Source organism: Exiguobacterium sp. s26, assembly GCF_018618235.1.
Classification (GTDB): Bacteria; Bacillota; Bacilli; order Exiguobacteriales; family Exiguobacteriaceae; genus Exiguobacterium; species Exiguobacterium chiriqhucha.
Genome location: NZ_JACSLS010000002.1, coordinates 287716 through 309065, shown reverse-complemented (window position 1 = coordinate 309065; position 21350 = coordinate 287716). Strand labels below are relative to the sequence as shown.

The following is a 21350-nucleotide window of genomic DNA, read 5'->3' as shown; positions in this document are numbered from 1 at the left end:
TCATGTGCTGTGCTAAGAGCCTTGAGATGACGTTTGACCTATTCTTTCAGAAAATTCCTTTCATTTTGTGAATTCAAGAAAAGAGCAATATGTCATAGTGACGCTGTTGGTGCAAGCATAGACACATTAGAAAAACAGGGGGTATTTATTTATGGGACGTTATATTCTTCAGCGGCTGACTTACGGCCTCATCACGTTCTTCTTGATTGCGACGTTCACGTTTTTCCTGATGGACCTGCTTCCAGGTTCGCCGTACCAAAACCAGGAGAAACTGACGGAGACACAAATTCAACTCTTGAACGACCGTTACGGACTCAATGATCCGCTTCCAGTTCGTTATGCGACTTACTTAGGAAACCTTGTGCAAGGGGACCTCGGTGTATCGTTCCGTACGGCCAACCGGCCAGTGACGGAATTGATTATGGAACGAATCGGACCGTCAGCCCAATTAGGGATTCAAGCACTTGTGCTTGGGACGTTTGTTGGATTGTTGCTCGGAATCGTGGCAGCCATTCGTCATAACACGGCCATCGACTATGGTTCGATGTTCATCTCGGTAATCGGGATTTCTGTCCCATCGTTCGTCTTTGCAGCCCTTCTTCAGTACTATGTTGGGGTTAAATTGCAAATACTCCCTGTTGCGTTCTGGGATTCCCCGGCGCATACGATTTTACCGACGATTTCGCTCTCGCTCGGGGTTACGGCGTCCATCGCCCGTTTCGTCCGGACTGAGATGCTAGAAGTAACCGGACAAGATTATGTCACGCTCGCGAAAGCGAAAGGGTTGACCGGGAATGCCATCGTCTGGAAACACATGGTGCGTAATGCGATGATTCCTGCCATCACCATTCTCGGACCGATGACGGCTGGCCTGTTGACAGGTACGTTCGTTATCGAAAAAATCTTTGCGGTACCTGGGCTTGGTGAATTGTTCGTTACGTCCATCACGTTGAATGACTATTCGGTCATCATGGGCACGACACTGTTCTTCTCAGCTTTGTTCATTATTATCATTTTGCTTGTCGACTTGCTCTACGGAGTCGTTGACCCACGTATTCGTTTGGGGGGGGAATAACTGATGATTGAAAATAAAAAGAATTTCGAGCAGTTCGACCAAGACATGTTCCAACGTGTCGAGATGAACGAACAGCTCGCTGAACGAATTGGTGGTAAAAGTTTAAGCTTCTGGCAAGACGCTTGGATGCGGCTGAAAAAGAATAAAGCTGCTATAATTTCACTTACTGTTATTTTAATTGTGATTTTTCTTGCGTTGTTTGGTCCGATGCTGTCTGGACGCGACGCCTATACTCAAAACATCTCACAAGCAAAACTCCCGCCTAAAGTCACTGGACTCGAATGGGCAGGATTTGATGGCATGGCCAACCTCGGTGGCCGTGATATTGATTTCTACGAACAGAAAAATGTCGAAGAGAACTTCTGGTTCGGTACAGACTATCTCGGCCGTGATCTTTGGTCACGTGTTTGGGAAGGGACACGCATCTCGCTCTTCATCGGTTTTGTGGCTGCGTTGATTGATACGGTCATCGGTGTCGCCTACGGTGGAATCTCGGCTTACTTCGGCGGACGTGTTGATAACTTTATGCAACGGATTGTTGAGATTTTGACAGGTGTTCCGAACTTGATTTTGATTATCTTATTAATTTTAATTTTCGACCCTGGCGTATTTTCCATTATCCTCGCGATGACAATCACCGGCTGGATTGGGATGAGTCGACTTGTCCGCGGTCAAATTTTGAAATTGAAAAACCAAGAGTTTGTGTTGGCTGCCCGTACACTCGGTGCTTCAAGCAATCGATTAGTGTTTAAACACTTAATTCCGAATACGCTTGGCGCCATTATCATCACGCTCATGTTCACGATCCCGTCGGCTATCTTTTTCGAAGCGTTTCTCAGCTTTATAGGTCTAGGTTTGCAAGCACCTCAAGCATCGCTTGGAACGTTGATTAACGATGGATATAAAGAGCTACGGACGTTCCCGTACTTGCTCGTCATCCCGTCAGTCATCATCGTCTTGCTCATGGTAAGCTTCAACTTGCTCGCCGATGGCTTGCGTGATGCGTTCGACCCGAAAATGCGTAAATAATTATAGAAACAGGGGGACTCGTGAATGGAAACGATTTTATCTGTCCGAGACTTAGCGGTCTCGTTCCATACGTATGCTGGAACGGTACAAGCCGTTCGCAACGTATCGTTTGATTTGAAAAAAGGCGAGACGCTCGCCATCGTTGGTGAATCGGGTTCTGGTAAATCCGTCACATCGAAAGCGATTATGCGTCTCATTCCAAACCCGCCAGGTGAAATCACGAACGGAGAAATCTTGTTCGAAGGAAAAGACTTGGCGAAGTTGTCGGAAAAAGAAATGCTTAAAATTCGTGGGCGCGATATCGCGATGATCTTCCAAGATCCGATGACATCGCTCAACCCGACGATGACGATTTACAAACAGATCGCCGAAGGTTTGAAGCAACACCAAGGACTCACAGGCGAAGATGCGAAAAAGCGTACGCTTGAATTGCTCACACTCGTTGGGATTCCAAACCCAGAGGCACGTCTGAAGCAATATCCGCACCAATTGTCAGGTGGTATGCGTCAACGGATCGTTATCGCGATCGCACTCGCATGTAACCCGAAAGTGTTGATTGCCGATGAGCCGACGACGGCCCTCGACGTAACAATTCAAGCTCAAATTTTGGAGCTCTTGAAAGATATTCAACAAAAGACGGGCACAGCGATCATTTTCATTACGCACGACCTTGGTGTCGTGGCGAACATGGCAGACCGTGTTGCCGTCATGTACGCCGGAAAGATTGTTGAGAAAGGGACGGTCGATGAGATCTTCTACGAGCCACGTCACCCATACGCATGGGGCTTGCTCGGATCGATGCCACGTCCGACCGACGACCCGAATGAGGCGCTTCCGGCGATCCCGGGAACACCGCCAAACTTGCTCAACCCGCCGAAAGGCGATGCTTTCGCACCACGTAATCCGTATGCGATGAAAATCGACTTTGAAAAAGAACCACCGATGTTCCAAATTAGTGACACGCACTATGCGGCGAGCTGGTTACTGCACCCACAAGCACCGCAAGTGACGCCGCCACGAGCCATCCGTGACCTTGCTCTCAAGTACCGTCCGGACAGCGCGTTCGCCAAATCGATTTTGAAAGGTGGTGCTGAATAATGGAACGCGAGAAATTACTCGAAGTAAAAGACCTGAAGCAGCACTTTAAAATTGGCCGAGGTCGCGTCGTCAAAGCGGTCGACGGTATCTCGTTCGATATTTATAAAGGCGAAGTACTCGGTCTCGTTGGCGAGTCAGGTTGTGGGAAATCGACGACAGGTCGTACCATCATCGGACTGTATGACGCGACCGATGGAGACGTCATCTTCAAAGGCGAGAACGTCCACGGGAAAAAGAATAAAGCTGAAAAGCTGAAGTTCAACCGGGCTATGCAAATGATTTTCCAAGATCCATACGCATCGCTCAACCCACGGATGACAGTCGCTGATATCATTGCTGAAGGTATTGATATCCACGGCCTCGCTAAGACGAAAGAAGACCGGATGAATCGTGTCTATGACCTCCTTGAAACAGTTGGTCTTACGAAAGAGCACGCGAGCCGTTACCCGCACGAATTCTCGGGCGGTCAGCGTCAGCGGATCGGGATTGCCCGTGCACTCGCTGTTGAGCCGGACTTTATCATCGCTGATGAGCCGATCTCGGCGCTCGATGTGTCGATTCAAGCACAAGTAGTCAATTTGATGAAAGAGTTGCAACGTGATCGTGAGCTGACATACTTGTTCATCGCCCACGATTTGTCGATGGTCAAATATATCTCGGACCGGATTGGCGTGATGTATCAAGGTCATCTCGTTGAGCTTGCTCCCGCAGAACGCTTGTACGAGAACCCAATGCACGCTTACACGAAATCGCTCTTGTCTGCGATCCCACTTCCAGATCCGGAGCATGAGCGGACACGTAAACGGATCGTCTACGAGTCAGGATCACTCGGCGCTGTCGGGCGTTCGGATGAAGATTCGAGTATCCCACCTCTTCGTGAAGTTGAGCCAGGGCACTTTGTTTCTATGTCAGATGAGGAATATAATGCGATTACAAACTAATAAAAAAATCCATTGATACTTTTTTTGGTATTAATGGATTTTTTATTGATTACATCACCCATGTATGGTAATAATTAGTTGTAACATATTTTTTTCAAAAGGGGATTAGGATATGAAGAAGCATTTAGTATTATCTGCATTATTGGTCGGTTCTTTAGCATTAAATACTCAAGAAGCTCAAGCAGCAACGTATGAAGCACATGTAAAAGAATATCAAGTATCCAAAAGTACATCAGGGACATCATATTTAACTCACCGTGTAGATTTTGGGACTTCATCTTCATTAGGTAGAGGAAGTCTTACAAAAAGATTCACATTCGACCTTTCTACAAAAAAACTAACTGAAGTTCGTTTAAACAACTCAGTATCAAAAGGAAGTCCGTACTATACTCACATGTATGCAGTTACCAGTTCTGGAAGCACGGTTCGTTATTCGTTTCCCTATAAAGAGTTTACTTCACAACCTTTAACAATTTGGAAGCCGAATCTAACAAAACCAAAAGAAGTAACTGTATATTTCAATGATCACGTTTCGGGTACTGGTTCAATTCAACATCGAGTACATTCATTCTTTAAATATTAAGAGTAAATGTTTTGAATAAAAAACAATTAACATATTTTATTTTAATTTCAATCTTAGTAGTAATCATGGTTTTTATAAAGAATGGTATTGCAGATAATTTTATTGAAAAGCAAAATCCAGACTCAGCATTCTCGAACAGTAATTCTACTGAAGAAGGGCTTAATTTTAATTATTTTCCTGTAGGTTCTTCAACAACTAGAGTGACTCCAAATGCTTTGCAATCGCTTTATAAAACTGAATTTAATAGGCAAATTGAAGGTTTAAACAATGAAACAGAATATTTATTTAAAATTAATGATAATAATAATTTTGAGTATAAATTAACATTCAAGTATTATGATACTTCGTTATATTTCATAGCCTATAATTTTGAAATTAATTTAGATAACAGAGAATTTGAGGATGTTATAAAAAAATCTAATGACATTAGTATCTATACTTCGAAAAATGGTAAGGTTTTTGAATACCGTGACAGAAAACATAACTTTACCTTTCACTTAGTAGATCAAAATAACCAATTAGATTTTTCATCTGGTCAAAACTTATTATTAAACTTGTTAAATCTTAATTAGAAATTTTTATAGAATTAAGAAACATGTAAAGTAACTATATAATTAATTAAAAATGCACACCGGCTGTTTATTTACAGTCAGTGTGCATTTTTAATGTTTTAAAGGAAATTAAAGATTGAATATCAGGCATTCGAAATGCGTGGCAAATTCGAAAGACGTTCAACGACGGCGTCAATCAAACGGACGCGAGCGAGTGCGTCTTCAATTTCCATCGTCTCATAGTGGTGCAAGCCGCCCGGTTGTTCGACGAACGTATCGGCGTCATGGACGAGCTGTTGCAGAGGGGTCCGTTGGATACGGTTAGGCGGAAGGTATGAATCGGTATGCAACAAAATCATGACCGAGATCTCTTTCGCGCGCGCCGGGTCTTCCCCGAGACGAATCAACAGCTTATGGGCACGTTCGGCGCCTTTAATGGCATGGATATCGTTTTGACGATACAAATCATAATTCCATTTTCCTTCGGTGTACCATTCATAATGACCGATGTCATGGAGCAGGGCGGCTTTCGTCGCTAAATCCGTATCGAGGCCTCGTCGCGTCGCCAATTCGAGAGCGCGTTCACACACATCGACGGCGTGTTTCAAGCCAGAACGGGTCAAGTATTTCTGGGTGACCGGGTGTTGCATAATCGTCTCTAACGTAATTCTCATCATCGCTCTCCTCCTTGGTGATTTCAAAGGTTATTTCTATTAACTATACGGGAATGAGATAGGAAAAGCAAATTTGGAACGTGTGAAATGATGAAAAACTTGGAGATTGTTCAACTATTTTCATAAGAATGTGCTATAATTTAAATGTAGATTAGTGCAAGTTCAAGATTTTCAGATTCAGTAACGGTCGGTCCGGTCCTTTTGGCGTTGGGGGTGAGAGACCATGAAAGAACGTAATAAAGTTTTGCAACAGAAAAAGAAACTTCTAAAAGAAGTCCTCAAGAAGAAATTGAAAGACTTGCAAGTGAAGCCAGGCAAAGAGACGGTATCACAACCGGTTTCTCAAATGCCGGCGTCCTAGAACGGTCGATCAAGGGTCGCATTCTCGAGAATGCGTCCTCTTTTCTTACCCGAGTGAGAAAAGTTATCATTGAAGTTTCAATTGATAAGAATTATTATAATTAAGTGAACGATTTTTTGGGTATACAAATAGAGTCACTTGAAAAAGATGAACGAACATTTGATCAGGGAGGAACGAAAATGGTCACACTTTACACGTCTCCGAGCTGCACATCGTGCCGAAAAGCACGGGCTTGGCTTGAAGAGCATGATATCCCATTTACGGAACGAAATATATTTTCAGAACCACTCTCACTTAATGAGATCAAACAAATCCTACGTATGACAGAGGACGGGACGGATGAAATCATCTCGACCCGGTCTAAAGTTTTCTCTAAAATCGACGTATCGGTCGATGCGCTCTCGCTTCAACAACTATACGATTTGATTCAAGAGTATCCTGGATTGCTTCGCCGTCCAATCTTGATTGATGAAAAACGTCTTCAAGTCGGGTATAACGAAGATGAGATTCGTCGATTCTTGCCGCGCAAGGTCCGGACGTTCCAACTTCAAGAAGCGCAACGACTCGTCAACGAGTGAGGAAGCATACTGTCTAAGCAGTGTGCTTTTTATTATTCCGTTTTTCCGATAAAATAATAGTAACAACCCCATCATCAATAGATTGACACGTTAAAAAAAGGGTACTATGATAACAAGACAATTTCCCCTCTCCTCCTTAATTGTTGAAGTAGGAGTGAGGTGAGAAGGGAGTGGACAATCGTGAAAATTGAGCGCATCAATGACAATACCGTCAAATTTTTCATTACGTATGTCGATATCGAAAAACGCGGTTTCGCTCGTGATGAAATCTGGTATAACCGAGAACGTGGTGAGCAGCTGTTCTGGCAGATGATGGACGAAGCGCACGAACGAGAAGATATCTCGTTTGATGGTCCACTATGGATACAAGTACAAGCTTTTGAAAAAGGACTCGAAGTGACCGTGACGATCGCGAAAAACGTGATTGGCGCCGAAGACGATTCTGAGCTCGGATCACTCCTACGCTCGGCAATTGATGAGGCACGCGATCAACAATCGGTGCTCGACCAGTTGAGTGAACTCGATGAAGAAACCGAGCAGGAGGCGTGGGCTCCGCTCGCTATGGAAACGGATGACTTTGAGGCGATCATCTCGCTCAGCAAACGGGCGGGAGAGACGTTAAGCAACGTCGACCTCAAACTGTTCCACTACGATCAGAAGTATTACTTGTGGATCGATTTCCCGGAAGAGATGGAACCAGAGGAAGAAGAGAACGTATTGAGTCTCTTGGCCGAGTATTTGACGTTCAGCACGCAGACGTTAGCGATGCTCGAAGAATACGGTAAGCTTATCCTCGATGGGGATGTCTTCGCTAAAGTCCGTCACTATTTCTAAACCCCAATCGCCTGTTCATATGGACAGGCGATTTTTTTCTAACTAATACATAAACGAGGTGTCGTGATGTTCAAGCGTTTGCAGTTGATGTTGGCCGATAGTGCCTGGTTTGTCCCGTTTTTATATGGGGTCGGGGGGATTGCCTTGACGTTCCTGACCCAATACTTCGGAAACTTCTTTCGGGAACTGTTGCCCGAAATCGTCTATTTAGATAAGGATTCGGCAGCAACCGTGCTGTCCTCGTCCTTTACGAGTCTGATGACGATGATGACGTTTAGTTTCTCAACGATTCTCGTCGTCTTGACGACGTACTCGTCACAGTTCTCACCACGAACAATCAATAACTTTTTGACGAACTCGGCATCGAAACATACGCTCGGCTTGTTCATCATGACGACGGTGTACGGGATCACGAACTTATTTTTAATTCGGACGTCGGATGAGGATGTCGTACTCGCCTCGGGCGTCAGCGTGTTGCTCGTCGTCAGTTCCATCTGGGCGTTCGTCAAGTTCATACAAACGATAAGCGTCTCAATTCAAGCCGAACGTCTCTTGTCAGCCCTGCATCGCGAGGCGTTGTCCGTCATCGAGACGCAACAGCAAGCGGTGGAGGACGGAAAGATGCACATCGTTCCCGAACGTTCGGTCCACACGTTCGAGGGCCAGGCCATCTATGCGCCGCGCACCGGCTATATCCAATTGTTCGCAAGCGAGAAACAAGAAAGCCATGATGTCGATTTCGAGTCGGTCGTGGCCGTCGGGGATTTCGTGGCGAAAGGAGACTTGCTCGGCTATTGGCTCGGAGAAGAAGCGCTCGATGTCGACGTGTTCCAAATTGGGGAGATTCGCTCCTCGATTCAAGACCCGGCCTTCGTCATCGAGAAATTGAGTGAAATCGCGTTGAAAGGCATCTCACCCGGGATTAACGATCCGAATACGGCGATTCACGCCATTCATTACATCGGCGACATTTTGCGAGAACTGAGCCGATTACCTGAAGGGGATTTCTTATTTTCCAATGACAAGAGCGACTGGCACGCCAAACGTAAACCGATGGAGGCGACGTTGTTCGAGGCGCTCACCCCAATCAAGACGTATGCGAGCCATGACATCTTTGTGATGGCATCCGTGTTCGAGGCGATCCGAATCGCCCGACTGGAAGCACATGCCTCACACGAAGAGACGTTCGAGGGGTTCATCGACTATTTCGAGGAGTCGCTCGATTTTGAAGAGTTGCATCCGAGAGAACGCGCGTTTCTGACGAATCAGATGATGCGTGCCCGAAAAGTACAGACGTAAAAGGGAGGGGTCACTCGAGACCCCTCCCTTTTGGTACTTATGAGAGTGTATATCCACCGTCCACCGTGATGGCTTGACCGTTAATATAGCTTGACGCTTCGCTCAATAGGAATGTGACGACCGGTGCGACTTCCTCCGGTTTGGCGGCATGTCCCCGGAAATGATGGGTCATCGCCTCTTGGAATTTGGCCTCACCGCCATACAGTTTATGACTGAGTGGCGTATCGACCGGACCGAAACAGACCGCATTGAAACGTATTTTGCCTTTCATCCGATGGGCGAACGTCTTCGTCAAGGCGATGACGGCCGCTTTCGAGGCGGCGTATGGACCGAGCATCGGCGGAAATTTGACGTGGCCGACGATTGCAGCGTTATTGACGACGCTCCCTCCCGTCGCCAACAGCGGGATGGCGCGTTGGATAAGCCGGTTCACAGCCAACACGTTCAGTTCGAATACGTCGTCAAACGCGGTCGCCGGCAACCGCTCCGGTGTCCCGGGACGACCGAACGTCGCGGCGTTGTTGAATAATCCGTTGAGGACGACCTTGTCCTCGCTCAAGCGGTCCATCAATGCTTCAACTTGCTCGGATTCGGCTAAATCACATGTAAGGAAAGTGATGCGTGGTGAGGCGTCTTCGAGTGCGGCACCTCGTGTCTCGTCGCGGCCGATGCCGATGACGTCATGTCCGTCCTCAGCCAAACGAAGGGCGACGGCCCGTCCAATCCCGCTCGTCGCTCCTGTAACCAAAAATGTGCCCATATTTTGTTCGCTCCCCTCAAAAGATGGTGTTAAGTTGTATAATTATGATAATACAAGACAGAAACGAGGTCAGTTTATAATATGTTGCGACGCATACAAGTACTTTTATCCCTGATTTTGCTCGCAGGTCTCATTGCCGTATTATCGTATTACTGGAGCTCGCAAGTGATCGGGTTGTTCTCGGTGCTCGTCTTTTTGACGACGTTCAGCATCCTGCTCGTCATCCTGCTCGAGAATCGAAATCCGCAGCGGACGCTCATTTGGGCCATCGTCATGCTCGGCTTCCCGGTCGTCGGGCTGTTCGCCTATTTTGTGTTCGGACAGAACTATCGCCGGAAGCGCATGTTCAAAGAGAAGGCCATGTTGGACGAAGAGACGTACCTCGCTTATCGACAGAAGGCGATGACGTTGTCGCCGTCGCTCATGTTCTCCCATGACGATTATGAGAAGTTGCTCCATTTGACGTCGTCTCTGAATCAATTACCCGTTTCGTCAAACACGTATACGCAAGTGCTGACGAACGGACAACAGAAGTTCTCGAAGTTGTTGCCCGCTTTGAAAGGGGCGACCCGCCACATCCATCTCGAATATTATATTTTCCGGGAAGATCGTATTTCTCGGGAAATTCAACGGATTTTGATTCAGAAGGCGAAGGCCGGGGTCGAGGTGCGCTTTCTATATGACGCGGTCGGCTCGATTCATACGAGCGGGACGTTCTTTGACGAGATGCGCCAAGCAGGCGTCCATGTCAAAGCGTTCTTCCCGGTCGTCCTGCCGCTCGTTTCGAGTAAGACGAACTATCGGAACCATCGGAAAATCGTCGTCATCGATGGAACAGAGGCGTTCACAGGCGGGTTGAATGTCGGAGATGAATATTTGGGCGAGCATTCGAAGTTCGGTTTTTGGCGTGACACGCATCTATACGTCAGAGGGGAAGGGGTGTCGGAACTCCAGCTCATCTTCTTGCAGGACTGGTACTACATGACGGGTGAGCGTCTATTCACGCCGTTCTATCTAGAGCCGCTCGAGACGGTGCGAAGTGCGAGCGGCGGCGTACAGATTGTGGCGAGCGGACCGGATGAGCCGTACGAGACGATGAAATCGATTTATTTCGCGCTGATCAATGCGGCGAAGAAGTCGGTATACATCTCGTCCCCGTACTTGATTCCAGACGAGGACATCATGAGCGCGCTCAAGACCGCTTCGTTATCAGGCATCGATGTCCGTATCGTGCTTCCGAGCTATCCGGACCATAAAATCGTCTTTTATGCGAGCCGCTCATATTTTGAGGAGCTACTCAGTGCCGGCGTCAAGATTTACTTGTATGAGGAAGGGTTCATGCACTCGAAAGTCATCGTCGTCGACGATGGGTTGGCGACAATCGGAACGGCGAATATGGACTTCAGAAGTTTCCACCTCAATTTCGAGGTGAACGCGCTCTTGTATAACACGAACTCCGTCCATCAGCTCAAACAAGATTTGTATAAAGACTTTGAAGGGTCACACGAGTTGGAGATTCGGGCGTTCTCGGAACGATCCTACTTCATCAAACTCGTCGAATCATTGGCCCGAATGTTTTCACCACTATTATGAGGGGGAAGCGGAATGCGATTTGCCATCGGTCGAACTGGAGGGTATGTGGATGCCCTTACGCTCAGTCGGGGGCGGATTGAACCGTTTGCCCCTTTTTCGTGCCCAGAATGCGGGGAACGGGTCATCGTCAGGCAAGGTGTGAAACGGCGTCTCCATTTCGCCCACGTCAATCCTTGCGGATGCGGCGAGTCGACCGGACACCATGAAGACAAATGGGGAGTGCGGCAATGGCTTCAAGGGCAAGGGTATGAAGTCGAACAAGAAGTCGTCATCGGCGCACGTCGTGCCGATTTAGTGGCAGTACGCGACGATACACGGCTCGTCGTCGAAATCCAGGCGTCCACGCTCTCAATCGAGTCTTACGTCGACCGGACGAAACATTATCGCGACAATGGACTTGACGTCGTCTGGCTGGCGAGCGGGCTGCAGCCCGGGGGTGTGACAACGTTCAAACCGTGGATGCGGGCCGAACTGGCGCGACGACATAGCCTGGTCGTCCCGACCGGACAGGCGTTATACCGCTTCGTCGGCTTTCCGGTCTCCATCCGAGCGGGCGTCGGGCAATGGCAGGTCGCGACCTCGTTCGATGTCTCGCCGTTCGCGGCATATTATGGCTTCGATGCCCATCGTTGGACCCAAGTCATTCGGCGGAGGCGGATGACGCCACCTTATCCGACGCCACAGTATCGCCGCCTCATCTTGAACCGACTGTATCCGCTCGGGATGTTGCCCTCGTTGTTACCGAGCTACTGTTATTTGCCTTTGCCGTCACTGTGGGGGATCCATGTCCATCCGTTCATGTTCCAGACGGTGCTCTACTTGAATCGACGGGATTGCCCCGGAGACTCCATCAATTGGAGCATCGAGAAGACGTGCCGCCAGTTCGACATGACCCCGACAAGCGACTTTCTGCAAGCGTTTGAAGTACAATGGAGACAGCTGTTGAACGTATTCGACGTGACGGAGGCGGTGCGCGATTGGCGAGTGCCTAAGACGTTAGACACGGCGTTGCTTCACGATTTTCGATACTTTCAAGGGTTTCAGCGATTCATGGCGAAATCGTATACAAACTAAGAAAAGGAAGTGGACATATGTCAGAAGTACTTACACGACAACAAGTACCCGTCGAGGAGACGTGGAACTTAGAGACGATTTATGCAGACGATCAAGCTTGGGAACAAGATTTTGAGGCGCTAAAAGCAAGCGTACCGGCCTTGGTCGAGTTCAAAGGGAAACTCGGAGAATCCGCGGCTTCTTTATTCGCAGGTCTGCAACTACGCGACGACATTTCGCGTCAATTGCATAAACTGTATACATACGCCCATATGCGCTACGACGAGGATACGTCGAACAGCCATTATCAGGCACTGAACGACCGTGCCGGTTCGCTCGCTGCCCAAATCTCGGCTCAGCTCGCGTTCATGACGCCAGAGCTGCTCGCCATCGACGAAAGCCAAATCGAGGCGTTCATGAGTGAGCACGAGTCACTCAACGTCTATCGCCACGCGTTCGACGAGTTGGCACAAGAACGTCCGCACGTGTTGACGGAAGCGGAAGAGGCGATTCTCGCCCAAGCCGGTGACGTCCTCGGGCAGTCGAGCTCGACGTTCGGCATGCTCAACAACGCCGACTTGAAGTTCCCGAAAGTGAAGAACGAGAAAGGCGAAGACGTCGAATTGACGCATGGCCGCTATATCACGTTCCTCGAATCAAGTGACCGCAGCGTCCGCGAAGGCGCATTCAAGGCGATGTACGGGACGTACGAGCAATATTTGAACACGTTCGCCTCGACGTTGTCAGGTAGCGTGAAAAAAGACAACTTCTATGCGACGGTCCGCAAGTTCGAGAGCGCCCGCCAAGCGGCGCTTCATCATAATGCCATCCCAGAATCCGTATACGACGGGCTCGTGGAGGCGGTGAACGAACGTCTCGACTTGTTGCACCGTTATGTCGCGCTCCGGAAACGGGCACTTGGTGTGGACGAGTTGCATATGTACGACTTGTATACGCCGCTCGTCAAAGACGTGGACATGAAAATTCCGTATGCCGAAGCGAAAGACTTGATGGTCGAGGGGCTCGCGCCGCTCGGAGACGAGTACGTCCAAATCGTCAAAGACGGACTTGCTTCACGTTGGGTCGACGTTCGTGAGACACGTGGTAAGCGTAGTGGCGCCTATTCATCAGGCGCGTACGACACGCAACCGTTCATCTTGATGAACTGGCAGGACAACGTCAACAACTTGTTCACGCTCGCCCATGAGTTCGGCCATTCGGTCCATAGCCATTATACGCGTGCGACGCAGCCGTATCCGTACGGGGACTACTCGATTTTCGTGGCTGAAGTGGCTTCGACGACGAACGAGGCGCTCTTGAACGATTATTTGTTGAAGACGCGCACGGACCGCCAGGAGCGGCTCTATCTGTTGAACAATCAGCTCGAAACGTTCCGGGGCACACTGTTCCGTCAGACGATGTTCGCCGAGTTCGAGCACATGATTCATAAAGCGGCCCAAGAAGGCGTCTCGCTCACACCTGAGTATTTGAATGAGACGTATCTCGAGCTCAACAAGCGATACTTCGGAGACGAACTCGTTATCGATGGTGAGATTGCGTTTGAATGGGCCCGTATCCCGCACTTCTATTACAATTACTACGTCTATCAGTACGCGACAGGGATCTCAGCATCGGCCGCGTTGTCGCAACAGATCATGGAAGAAGGCGAACCAGCTGTCCGTCGTTACATCGACAAGTTCTTGAAGGCCGGTTCGAGCGACTATCCGATTGAAGTATTGAAGGCGGCCGGCGTCGATATGACGACGAAAGCGCCGGTGCTCGCAGCACTCGATCAGTTCGAGGCCGTCCTCGACGAGATGGAGACGCTATTGTTCCAATGAGTGGATGCGTGAACATTATGTGACAATATGAACAAATTGCTTGTCACGGCGCGCCTGTCTCGGTATATTATAAGTGTGAAATCAATCACAAACCCCTTTATTGACCGTAAACTTTCTCCCAACCTGTGATCTGTATAGATACTCGGGTCGTGATGTTTTCCGTCCCCGCGGAGAACATCGCAAAAAACCCACGGCTCCCCGGCCGTGGGTTTTGTTGTGTCATTTATTCGTCGCCCAAGCTTGTCCGCTGCAACCTGGGACAGGTCGGCACCGTTGCTGGAGTGACAGTTTTTTCAGTTCTCTCTCGATGACCGGCTTCTCGAGCTCCAAGATGAAGGCGAGCTCGGTGATGGTCGAGGCATCGTAGCGCCCCAATACTTTCTCGACGTTCCACTCGGACTCCCGGGTTGGGACGTAACCGAGCAGTTCGGCCATGACGGCCTGGTAGACGTCGTACGGGTACAATCCTTCGATTTTGAGTGCTTCGTCACGCGTGACGAACGTCAAAGCAGGAAGTGACTCAATTTCCCAATCTTTTAAGATCTCATGGTCAACAGCTAGAGCGCTGAGCAGTTGATTGGATTGGATATCGGCCGCCAACTCCTCGATGTCGAGCCCGTAATCGACGAACGAGCGGGCAATTTCCCACAAATCGCTGTCGCTAGAGCCATCCTTCAAAAAGATATCGTTTATATGCAGATGGCGTAAGAAGCGCATCGCATGACGTTTCCCTTGTAACTCCATAGCCTTAATCATCGTGAGAAGGCGAACCTCTTCTTGACATCCGCCAACACAACTAGGAACCGTCGAAACCATACGGAAACGAATCAAATGCCCGTATTCAAGTTCGAGCTTTTTAATGAGCGTCATCACATGAAGTCCATCTGGATCAGAAATGTCCATGAAATAGAATAACTCTAATGGTTTATAGGTTGCTTGGATAGGAGATTCTTCCAGTGAACAGGATGACTCATTACATTGTTCTAGTTCCATTGTGTCGCCTCCTCTCGTAAACAAAAATCAAATATATCGTATGCTCATTGTAGCAACGAAAAAAAAAGGTTGGCAACGTATCTGCTCAACCTTGATTTCGACGCACCTTTTCTTCCATGAATCGAACGATTTTATTTTTAGCGGGACGAAGGGGAATGCCATGCTCGCGAAGGAGCTGTTCGAAAGCGATTTTCCCTCTCGCCTCGTCGGTCACTTCAAATTCTATTTCGTAGTCGTGAATTTCCAAATAATGACTTTCATCAAGGACGATTAGGCCGTCCGGTGTCGCGATTTCGGCCCGTTTCGTCTCGAGACGGCCGAGGTGTTCGAGCGGTCCAGACAAGTTGAATGGAGCGAGCGCGGCCGTCATTTGATCATCGTGGATGATGCCGTATTTGAACAAGTTCTCGGCTTCCTCTTCGTTGATGGCGGCGTGCGTCTCGAGCAAGCCGACTTCATGCGGCTGCTTCAGTGTCAGCACTTGGCCGTTCTTTTTCTCACGGATGCGAAGGGCGGCACCATGGTTCTTCAGTTCGAACGTCGGCGTGTCAAAGTAGTCGTTGGCTTGCCATTTCACTTCGTCTGTCAAATCGTAGGCGGCGAGCAACATTTCGTACTCGTCTTTTGTCAACATCGATTTAAATTCAATTTCCACTTCTTGGGTCATAAATCATCGCTCCATTCTATGAACAATTGTTGGTTTATGATACCATACAATCGGATACATACGGAAAAAGCAGGGCTTTCCGATACGAACGAAAGTGGTGACAGCATATGCAATCCATGGATTGGGATCAATATTTAGTGCCGTATCAAATCGCGGTCGATGAACTGAAAGTGAAATTCAAGGCGATTCGAAAGCAATATAAATCTCAAAATGACCATTCTCCCATCGAGTTTGTCACCGGAAGAGTGAAGCCGGTCGGCAGCATCCTCGAGAAGGCGAAGCGAAAGCAAATTCCTTATGACAAATTGTCGACGGAGATGCAAGATATCGCCGGACTCCGCATCATGTGCCAATTCGTGGACGATATCGTCCACGTCCTCGAACTGCTCCATCATCGGACCGACTTTAAAATCGTCGAGGAACGCAACTATATCACGAACCAAAAGGAATCGGGCTATCGCTCGTACCATTTGATTCTCGAGTACCCGGTGCAAACGATTCATGGCGAGTTCCCGACACTCGTCGAGGTCCAAGTACGGACGCTCGCGATGAACTTCTGGGCAACAATCGAGCATTCGCTTAACTATAAATACGACGGGGATATGCCGCTCGAAGTTCAAGAGCGTCTGCGGCGAGCGGCCGAGGCGGCGTTCTTGCTGGATGCCGAGATGAGCCAGCTTCGCGTCGAGATTCAAGATGCACAGCAAGTGTTCCGGGATAAAGAAATGAACGTCCAGACGGACCAAGACTAGGGGGCCACGGCATGCAGTTTGCGATTGTAGCACGGGGAGACGCGCGGTCGGCTGACATCGCGCAAGAGTTGACGAATAAATTGACCGAAGCGGGGCATTCGGTTTCGAAAGAGCCACGCATCGTCGTCTCAGTCGGAGGCGACGGGACGATGCTGCAGGCGTTCCACGAGTATATCGACCGGCTCGATCAGACGTTGCTCGTCGGCATCCACACAGGCCATCTCGGATTTTACGCCGACTGGCAACCGGATGAACTCGATGAGTTGACGGAGATGATTACAAGCGAGTCGTTCGAACCGGTGTCATACCCGCTCGTCGAGGTACTCATCGATTACGAGGATGGGACGACCGATCGACAGCTCGCCATGAACGAATGTACGATTAAAAACTATAAGCGCACACTCGTCTGTGACTTGTCGATTCGCGATGATTACTTCGAGACGTTCCGGGGCGACGGGTTGTGCATCTCGACGCCGTCCGGGTCGACGGCCTATAACAAAGCGCTCGGCGGGGCCATCGTCCATCCGTCCATCGAGGCAATTCAAGTGACGGAGATGGCGTCGATTAACAACTTGGTGTACCGCACGATCGGGTCACCGCTCTTATTGCCGAAACATCATCAAGTGAAGATTGCTCCGCACACGAAAACCGAGTTTGAACTCGCGTTCGATCATCAAGAAGCGTTGTCGTGGTCGAACGTGCGCTCCATCCGCTGTGCGGTCGCGAAAGAAAAAGTGACGTTTGCCCGGTTCCGGCCGTTCCCATTTTGGCGACGGGTCCGCGAATCGTTCATTGAAGAAGGGAAGTAACCGATGTACGGATTTACATTGCGTCGCGTCGCGGAGACAACCGTCCCGTTGCGCGACTTTTTAATGACAGACTGTGGCATCTCACGAAAGATGTTGACCCAAATCAAACAAGGTGGCCTCATCCTCGTCGATGGCAAGCCTCGCACCGTCCGCTATGACATCCGAGCAGAGGAGGCAGTGACCGTCCACTTCCCGGTCGAACAGCCCGCAGAGACGATGGTCCGTTCCAAGCGGCCGCTCACGATCCTATTTGAGGATGACTATTTGCTCGCGGTCGATAAACCGGCGGGCATCGCGACAATCCCGTCCCGGCTCCATCCGAACGATACACTCGCCAACGCCGTGCTCGGCTATTATGAACAGATTGGATTGCAGTCGGCGATTCACGTCATCAACCGGCTCGACCGTGACACGAGCGGGGTCGTCCTGTTCGCAAAATATGCATACGTGCATCATCGCTTTAGCGAATTGCAACAGACTGGCGGCTTGTCGCGGACGTATCTCGCGTTAGTCGAAGGGCCGCTTGAACCACAGACGATCGATGCCCCAATCGGCCGCGCCCCCGATTCGATTATGGAGCGAATCGTGACAGCGGACGGACAGCATGCCGTCACACATATTCTCGAAGCGGATGCGCATGGTGCGTATACGGCACTATCGATTGCCCTTGAGACCGGTCGGACGCATCAAATCCGGGTCCATCTGCGCCATATCGGCCATCCGTTGCTCGGGGATACGATGTACGGCGGTAAGACCGCCCTCGACCGTCACGCGCTCCATAGCGCTTCGGCGGCGTTTCATCATCCATTGACCGGCGAGAAGCTGATCATCCAAGCCCCTGACCCGGCTGATTTCCAATTCATCCTGTAACAACAATAGTCCCGCACTCGGATGAGTGCGGGACTATTGTTTAGTCGTCGTCGAACATATACGTTTTTGATTTAGAGGCGACGTTCATGACGAGCCCGATGGCGATCATGTTCATGATGATCCCGGTCCCACCATAACTGATGAACGGTAACGTCAGACCGGTGATCGGGAGGACGCCGATCGTCATCCCGATGTTTTGGAAAATTTGGAACGTGAACATGGCGATGACGGCCGTGACGATGTAGCTTCCGAACGGACTGCTCGCTTCGAGGGCGATATGAATCATTCGGTACAAGAACAAGAAGAAAACGATAATCACAATCGCTGCTCCGATAAAGCCATAATGCTCGGCGATGACGGCGAAGATGAAGTCGGTTTGCGACTCAGGAAGATAGACGAGCCCTTGTCCATAGCCGGCCCCGAACATTTGACCAGATCCAATCGCTTGAAGCGATTTAATTAACTGGAACGCCAGGTCATCGGAATACTCATACGGGTAAATCCAAGCTTGGAATCGATTCAAGGCGTGGCCTGGCACGAAACTTTGTAACAACTCGAAATGCGAGAAGAACAAATACATGAAGCCACCAATCGTTAAGGCAGCGGCGCTGAACAATCCGAGCAACCACTTCCACCCGATACCAGACACGATGATAATCGCTCCGAGCATCGTGATCAACACGAGCCCTGTGCCTAAGTCTGGTTGCGTCACAATCAGCGCGAGAGGCGGAATGGCGAGGAGCACCAATTTCATTAATAGCCATGTGTCCTGTTGGGACGAACCGTAGCGTTTATTATGGTCATAGACGATTGTCGCCATGGAAATAAGTAAGAACAGCTTCATGAATTCGGCTGGCTGGAAACTGAAGCCCGGTACGTTATACCAGCCGTACGCCCCGTTAATGTTCGGAACGAGGGTCGTATCTCGTAGCGGAATCAAACCGGCTAGTAGCAATAACCCGAAGCCATACAAATACCAGTGTATTTTTCGCAACTGTTCATATTCGATGGTCATGATGGCGAACATGGCGAAGAACCCAATGATGTAGCGGATTCCTTGGTCAAATGCGAAATTAATATGTTGCAATCGCGTCGGCAACATCGGTTGGGCCGTATAGATGGCACCTAAACTGATGATCATCAAGAAAAAGACGATTGTCAAAAGTGTTGTGTCTAAACTTTTAAAATAAGATTGAATGCGGTTCATGATGAAGTCGTCTCACCCTTTCTCTACGTATTTTATCTTACCGTAAGTTAAAAAAATCGCAATACGTTACGCGCTAGTTGACAAAACAGACACCATTCTGTAATCTGATAACAGATATTATCACCAGGTACTAAAAAAAGGGGAGTTTACGATGTCAATCTATCCAACGTTAACGAATAAGACGTATGTCGTCATGGGAATCGCCAATAAACGCTCGATCGCTTGGGGAATCGCGAAGACGCTCGACGCAGCAGGCGCAAAGCTCGTACTCACATATGCGGGCGAACGCTTCAAGTCAGGACTCGAGTCGCTTGCAGCCGACTTGAACGGAGAAGCCTTGCTCTTAGAGTGTGACGTCACGAACGACGAAGCCATCGACACGACGTTCCGGGCGATTCATGAACAAGCAGGCCCGATTCAAGGGATTGCGCACTCGATCGCATTCGCAGACAAAGAAGCGCTCCGCGGTGAATTCTCAGAGATGACACGCGGGCAGTTCGCGCAAGCGCTCGATATTTCGGCATACAGCTTAACGGCTGTCGTCAAAGCGGCCAAACCGTACTTCACAGAAGATGCATCGGTCATCACGCTCACATATCTCGGCGGCGAACGCGTCGTCCCGAACTATAACTTGATGGGTGTCGCCAAGGCGGCGCTCGACTCGAGCGTCAAATATTTGGCGAACGAGTACGGCCCACACGGCGTCCGCGTCAATGCGATCTCGGCTGGCCCGATTCGGACGTTGTCGGCTAAAGGAGTCGGCGACTTTAACAGCATCTTGTCTGAACTCGAGCAAAAAGCGCCATTGCGTCGCAACGTCTCGGTAGAAGAAGTGGCCTCGACCGGCCTGTTCCTCTTGTCGAGCATGGGCAGCGGCGTGACAGGGGAAGTCATCCACGTCGATAGCGGTTATCACATTTTATAAAGATGGGAAAGGGCGTAGCGATACGCTCTTTTTTGTATTATCGGGGAAGAATTTCGGGTAAGGACTTGTGAAGGAGGTTGGATCATGGGTCCTTATCAGATTGATTTCACAGTCGTCCAATATGGAAATCGCCAAGTTCAACCAACAGAACGGGCGAATATCGAGCCGGTCACACGCATTCAACGTGTCCAACGAATCCGGCCCCGTCAAGAAGAATGGTTAGAAGCCGAACAACAAAACAGCCCCGGTCGTTTCGTCGACCGGAGCGTGTAATCTTATCCGCGGAACCGGAACGTCTCATAGACGTTCCATGTTTCGTTTTCGAGCTCATACATGACGGCCATGCGATTGATCGTCTCCTCGAAATGCACTTGTTCCATTCGCATCCGTTCGAGCACGTCGAACAGTTCGGCATCGGTCAAGTCTTGACCGATGGTGATATGCGGCAGAAACTCGTATTTCGGAGGCTGCTTGAGCAGACCGTCGTGCAGTTTGTCGTGAAGCGCCGACAGTTCGCGCGTCGGCAATACTTTTAAGTAGAGGACGTTGTTCGTCGGTGCGAACGAGCGGACCCCGTCGATTTTCAATTGAACCGGTTTGGTCGAGTCTGCGACTTGCTGGAGATACTCGAGCACTTTCGGCAAATCGGCCTCGTCGATTTCAGTGCGTTCCTTGATCGTCACGTGAGGTGAGATCAACGCATACTTCGTGTCGTATCGCTTCCGATACGAGTTGGCGAAGTCTTGAACTTGTTTTGATGGAAATAAGACTACCCCAATCTTCATTCCAGTTCCCCCTTTATAAAGTGGTCTACTTTTTTATGATGACCGATTTATTGAATGAAGTCAAAGCGGGCT

24 protein-coding genes are annotated in these 21350 nt (G+C 49.4%); 18 read left to right on the top strand and 6 right to left on the bottom strand.

Annotation, left to right across the window (positions count from 1 at the left end):
• The first annotated feature begins 151 nt into the window (after nt 1–151).
• The 6 genes from opp3b (at nt 152) to KNP82_RS04020 (ending at nt 5298) form a co-directional block, all read left to right on the top strand.
• Complete coding sequence (opp3b, locus tag KNP82_RS04045) at nt 152–1075, top strand: oligopeptide ABC transporter permease (RefSeq protein ID WP_214827114.1); 924 nt, start codon at nt 152–154, stop codon at nt 1073–1075.
• Between the two features lie 3 nt (nt 1076–1078).
• Nucleotides 1079–2104, top strand: coding sequence for an oligopeptide ABC transporter permease (gene opp3C, locus KNP82_RS04040; protein ID WP_285801267.1), 1026 nt, complete (start codon nt 1079–1081; stop codon nt 2102–2104).
• Between the two features lie 24 nt (nt 2105–2128).
• A complete protein-coding gene (locus KNP82_RS04035; RefSeq protein WP_214827111.1) occupies nt 2129–3202 on the top strand; it encodes an ABC transporter ATP-binding protein in 1074 nt (357 codons plus the stop codon).
• A complete protein-coding gene (locus KNP82_RS04030; RefSeq protein ID WP_214827110.1) occupies nt 3202–4143 on the top strand; it encodes an ABC transporter ATP-binding protein in 942 nt (313 codons plus the stop codon). Before KNP82_RS04035 ends, KNP82_RS04030 begins: the two co-directional genes overlap by 1 nt.
• 112 nt (nt 4144–4255) lie before the next feature.
• On the top strand, nt 4256–4726 hold the full coding sequence (locus KNP82_RS04025) for a hypothetical protein (protein ID WP_214827108.1): 471 nt from the start codon (nt 4256–4258) through the stop codon (nt 4724–4726).
• A gap of 11 nt (nt 4727–4737) precedes the next feature.
• On the top strand, nt 4738–5298 hold the full coding sequence (locus tag KNP82_RS04020) for a hypothetical protein (protein WP_214827106.1): 561 nt from the start codon (nt 4738–4740) through the stop codon (nt 5296–5298).
• Nucleotides 5299–5420: 122 nt separating this feature from the next.
• On the opposite strand, the gene KNP82_RS04015 is transcribed toward KNP82_RS04020, so the two are convergent.
• Nucleotides 5421–5954, bottom strand: a complete 534-nt coding sequence (locus KNP82_RS04015) for an HD domain-containing protein (RefSeq protein ID WP_214827104.1) — start codon at nt 5952–5954, stop codon at nt 5421–5423.
• Between the two features lie 220 nt (nt 5955–6174).
• Here KNP82_RS04015 and KNP82_RS04010 point away from each other — a divergent pair, with 220 nt between their 5' ends.
• The 4 genes from KNP82_RS04010 to KNP82_RS03995 all read left to right on the top strand — a co-directional run bounded on the left by KNP82_RS04010 (nt 6175) and on the right by KNP82_RS03995 (nt 9023).
• Entirely contained in the window at nt 6175–6312 is a 138-nt protein-coding gene (locus KNP82_RS04010; protein ID WP_214827102.1) for a hypothetical protein, read from the top strand.
• Nucleotides 6313–6491: 179 nt separating this feature from the next.
• Nucleotides 6492–6890 carry a transcriptional regulator SpxA gene (gene spxA, locus KNP82_RS04005; protein ID WP_015881217.1) on the top strand — a complete coding sequence of 133 codons (399 nt, stop codon included), beginning with the start codon at nt 6492–6494 and terminating at the stop codon, nt 6888–6890.
• A 180-nt stretch (nt 6891–7070) separates the two neighbouring features.
• The gene (mecA, locus tag KNP82_RS04000; RefSeq protein ID WP_021066951.1) at nt 7071–7724 is read left to right on the top strand and encodes an adaptor protein MecA; all 654 of its coding nucleotides are present in this window, start codon (nt 7071–7073) and stop codon (nt 7722–7724) included.
• Between the two features lie 66 nt (nt 7725–7790).
• Nucleotides 7791–9023, top strand: a complete 1233-nt coding sequence (locus tag KNP82_RS03995) for a DUF2254 domain-containing protein (protein ID WP_214827099.1) — start codon at nt 7791–7793, stop codon at nt 9021–9023.
• Nucleotides 9024–9060: 37 nt separating this feature from the next.
• Here KNP82_RS03995 and KNP82_RS03990 read toward each other — a convergent pair whose 3' ends face one another.
• A complete protein-coding gene (locus KNP82_RS03990; RefSeq protein WP_214827096.1) occupies nt 9061–9783 on the bottom strand; it encodes an SDR family NAD(P)-dependent oxidoreductase in 723 nt (240 codons plus the stop codon).
• 81 nt (nt 9784–9864) lie between these two features.
• On the opposite strand from KNP82_RS03990, the gene cls reads away from it, so the two are divergent.
• The 3 genes from cls to pepF are packed head-to-tail and all read left to right on the top strand — an operon-like array spanning nt 9865 to nt 14270.
• Nucleotides 9865–11376, top strand: a complete 1512-nt coding sequence (gene cls, locus KNP82_RS03985) for a cardiolipin synthase (protein WP_029595781.1) — start codon at nt 9865–9867, stop codon at nt 11374–11376.
• A 12-nt stretch (nt 11377–11388) separates the two neighbouring features.
• Complete coding sequence (locus tag KNP82_RS03980; protein WP_214755761.1) at nt 11389–12450, top strand: competence protein CoiA; 1062 nt, start codon at nt 11389–11391, stop codon at nt 12448–12450.
• 17 nt (nt 12451–12467) lie between these two features.
• On the top strand, nt 12468–14270 hold the full coding sequence (gene pepF / locus KNP82_RS03975; RefSeq protein ID WP_131471117.1) for an oligoendopeptidase F: 1803 nt from the start codon (nt 12468–12470) through the stop codon (nt 14268–14270).
• A gap of 219 nt (nt 14271–14489) precedes the next feature.
• Here the strand turns inward: pepF and KNP82_RS03970 are convergent, their stop codons facing one another.
• On the bottom strand, nt 14490–15026 hold the full coding sequence (locus KNP82_RS03970; RefSeq protein ID WP_236355671.1) for a DsbA family protein: 537 nt from the start codon (nt 15024–15026) through the stop codon (nt 14490–14492).
• A gap of 322 nt (nt 15027–15348) precedes the next feature.
• Entirely contained in the window at nt 15349–15930 is a 582-nt protein-coding gene (locus KNP82_RS03965; RefSeq protein ID WP_207391684.1) for a CYTH domain-containing protein, read from the bottom strand.
• A 107-nt stretch (nt 15931–16037) separates the two neighbouring features.
• On the opposite strand from KNP82_RS03965, the gene yjbM reads away from it, so the two are divergent.
• Genes yjbM through KNP82_RS03950 form a run of 3 tightly spaced genes read left to right on the top strand, consistent with a single transcriptional unit; the run spans nt 16038 to nt 18361 of the window.
• A complete protein-coding gene (gene yjbM, locus KNP82_RS03960; RefSeq protein WP_021066959.1) occupies nt 16038–16682 on the top strand; it encodes a GTP diphosphokinase in 645 nt (214 codons plus the stop codon).
• Between the two features lie 11 nt (nt 16683–16693).
• Nucleotides 16694–17491, top strand: coding sequence for an NAD kinase (locus KNP82_RS03955; protein WP_021066960.1), 798 nt, complete (start codon nt 16694–16696; stop codon nt 17489–17491).
• A gap of 3 nt (nt 17492–17494) precedes the next feature.
• Complete coding sequence (locus KNP82_RS03950; RefSeq protein WP_214827093.1) at nt 17495–18361, top strand: RluA family pseudouridine synthase; 867 nt, start codon at nt 17495–17497, stop codon at nt 18359–18361.
• A gap of 40 nt (nt 18362–18401) precedes the next feature.
• Here KNP82_RS03950 and KNP82_RS03945 read toward each other — a convergent pair whose 3' ends face one another.
• The gene (locus KNP82_RS03945; RefSeq protein WP_021066962.1) at nt 18402–19568 is read right to left on the bottom strand and encodes an FtsW/RodA/SpoVE family cell cycle protein; all 1167 of its coding nucleotides are present in this window, start codon (nt 19566–19568) and stop codon (nt 18402–18404) included.
• 151 nt (nt 19569–19719) lie between these two features.
• Between KNP82_RS03945 and fabI the strand changes: the two genes are divergently transcribed.
• Complete coding sequence (fabI, locus tag KNP82_RS03940) at nt 19720–20493, top strand: enoyl-ACP reductase FabI (RefSeq protein WP_214827090.1); 774 nt, start codon at nt 19720–19722, stop codon at nt 20491–20493.
• Nucleotides 20494–20577: 84 nt separating this feature from the next.
• On the top strand, nt 20578–20766 hold the full coding sequence (locus tag KNP82_RS03935; RefSeq protein ID WP_021066964.1) for a hypothetical protein: 189 nt from the start codon (nt 20578–20580) through the stop codon (nt 20764–20766).
• Between the two features lie 2 nt (nt 20767–20768).
• On the opposite strand, the gene KNP82_RS03930 is transcribed toward KNP82_RS03935, so the two are convergent.
• Nucleotides 20769–21278, bottom strand: coding sequence for a YjcG family protein (locus KNP82_RS03930; RefSeq protein ID WP_021066965.1), 510 nt, complete (start codon nt 21276–21278; stop codon nt 20769–20771).
• Nucleotides 21279–21350: the final 72 nt, after the last annotated feature.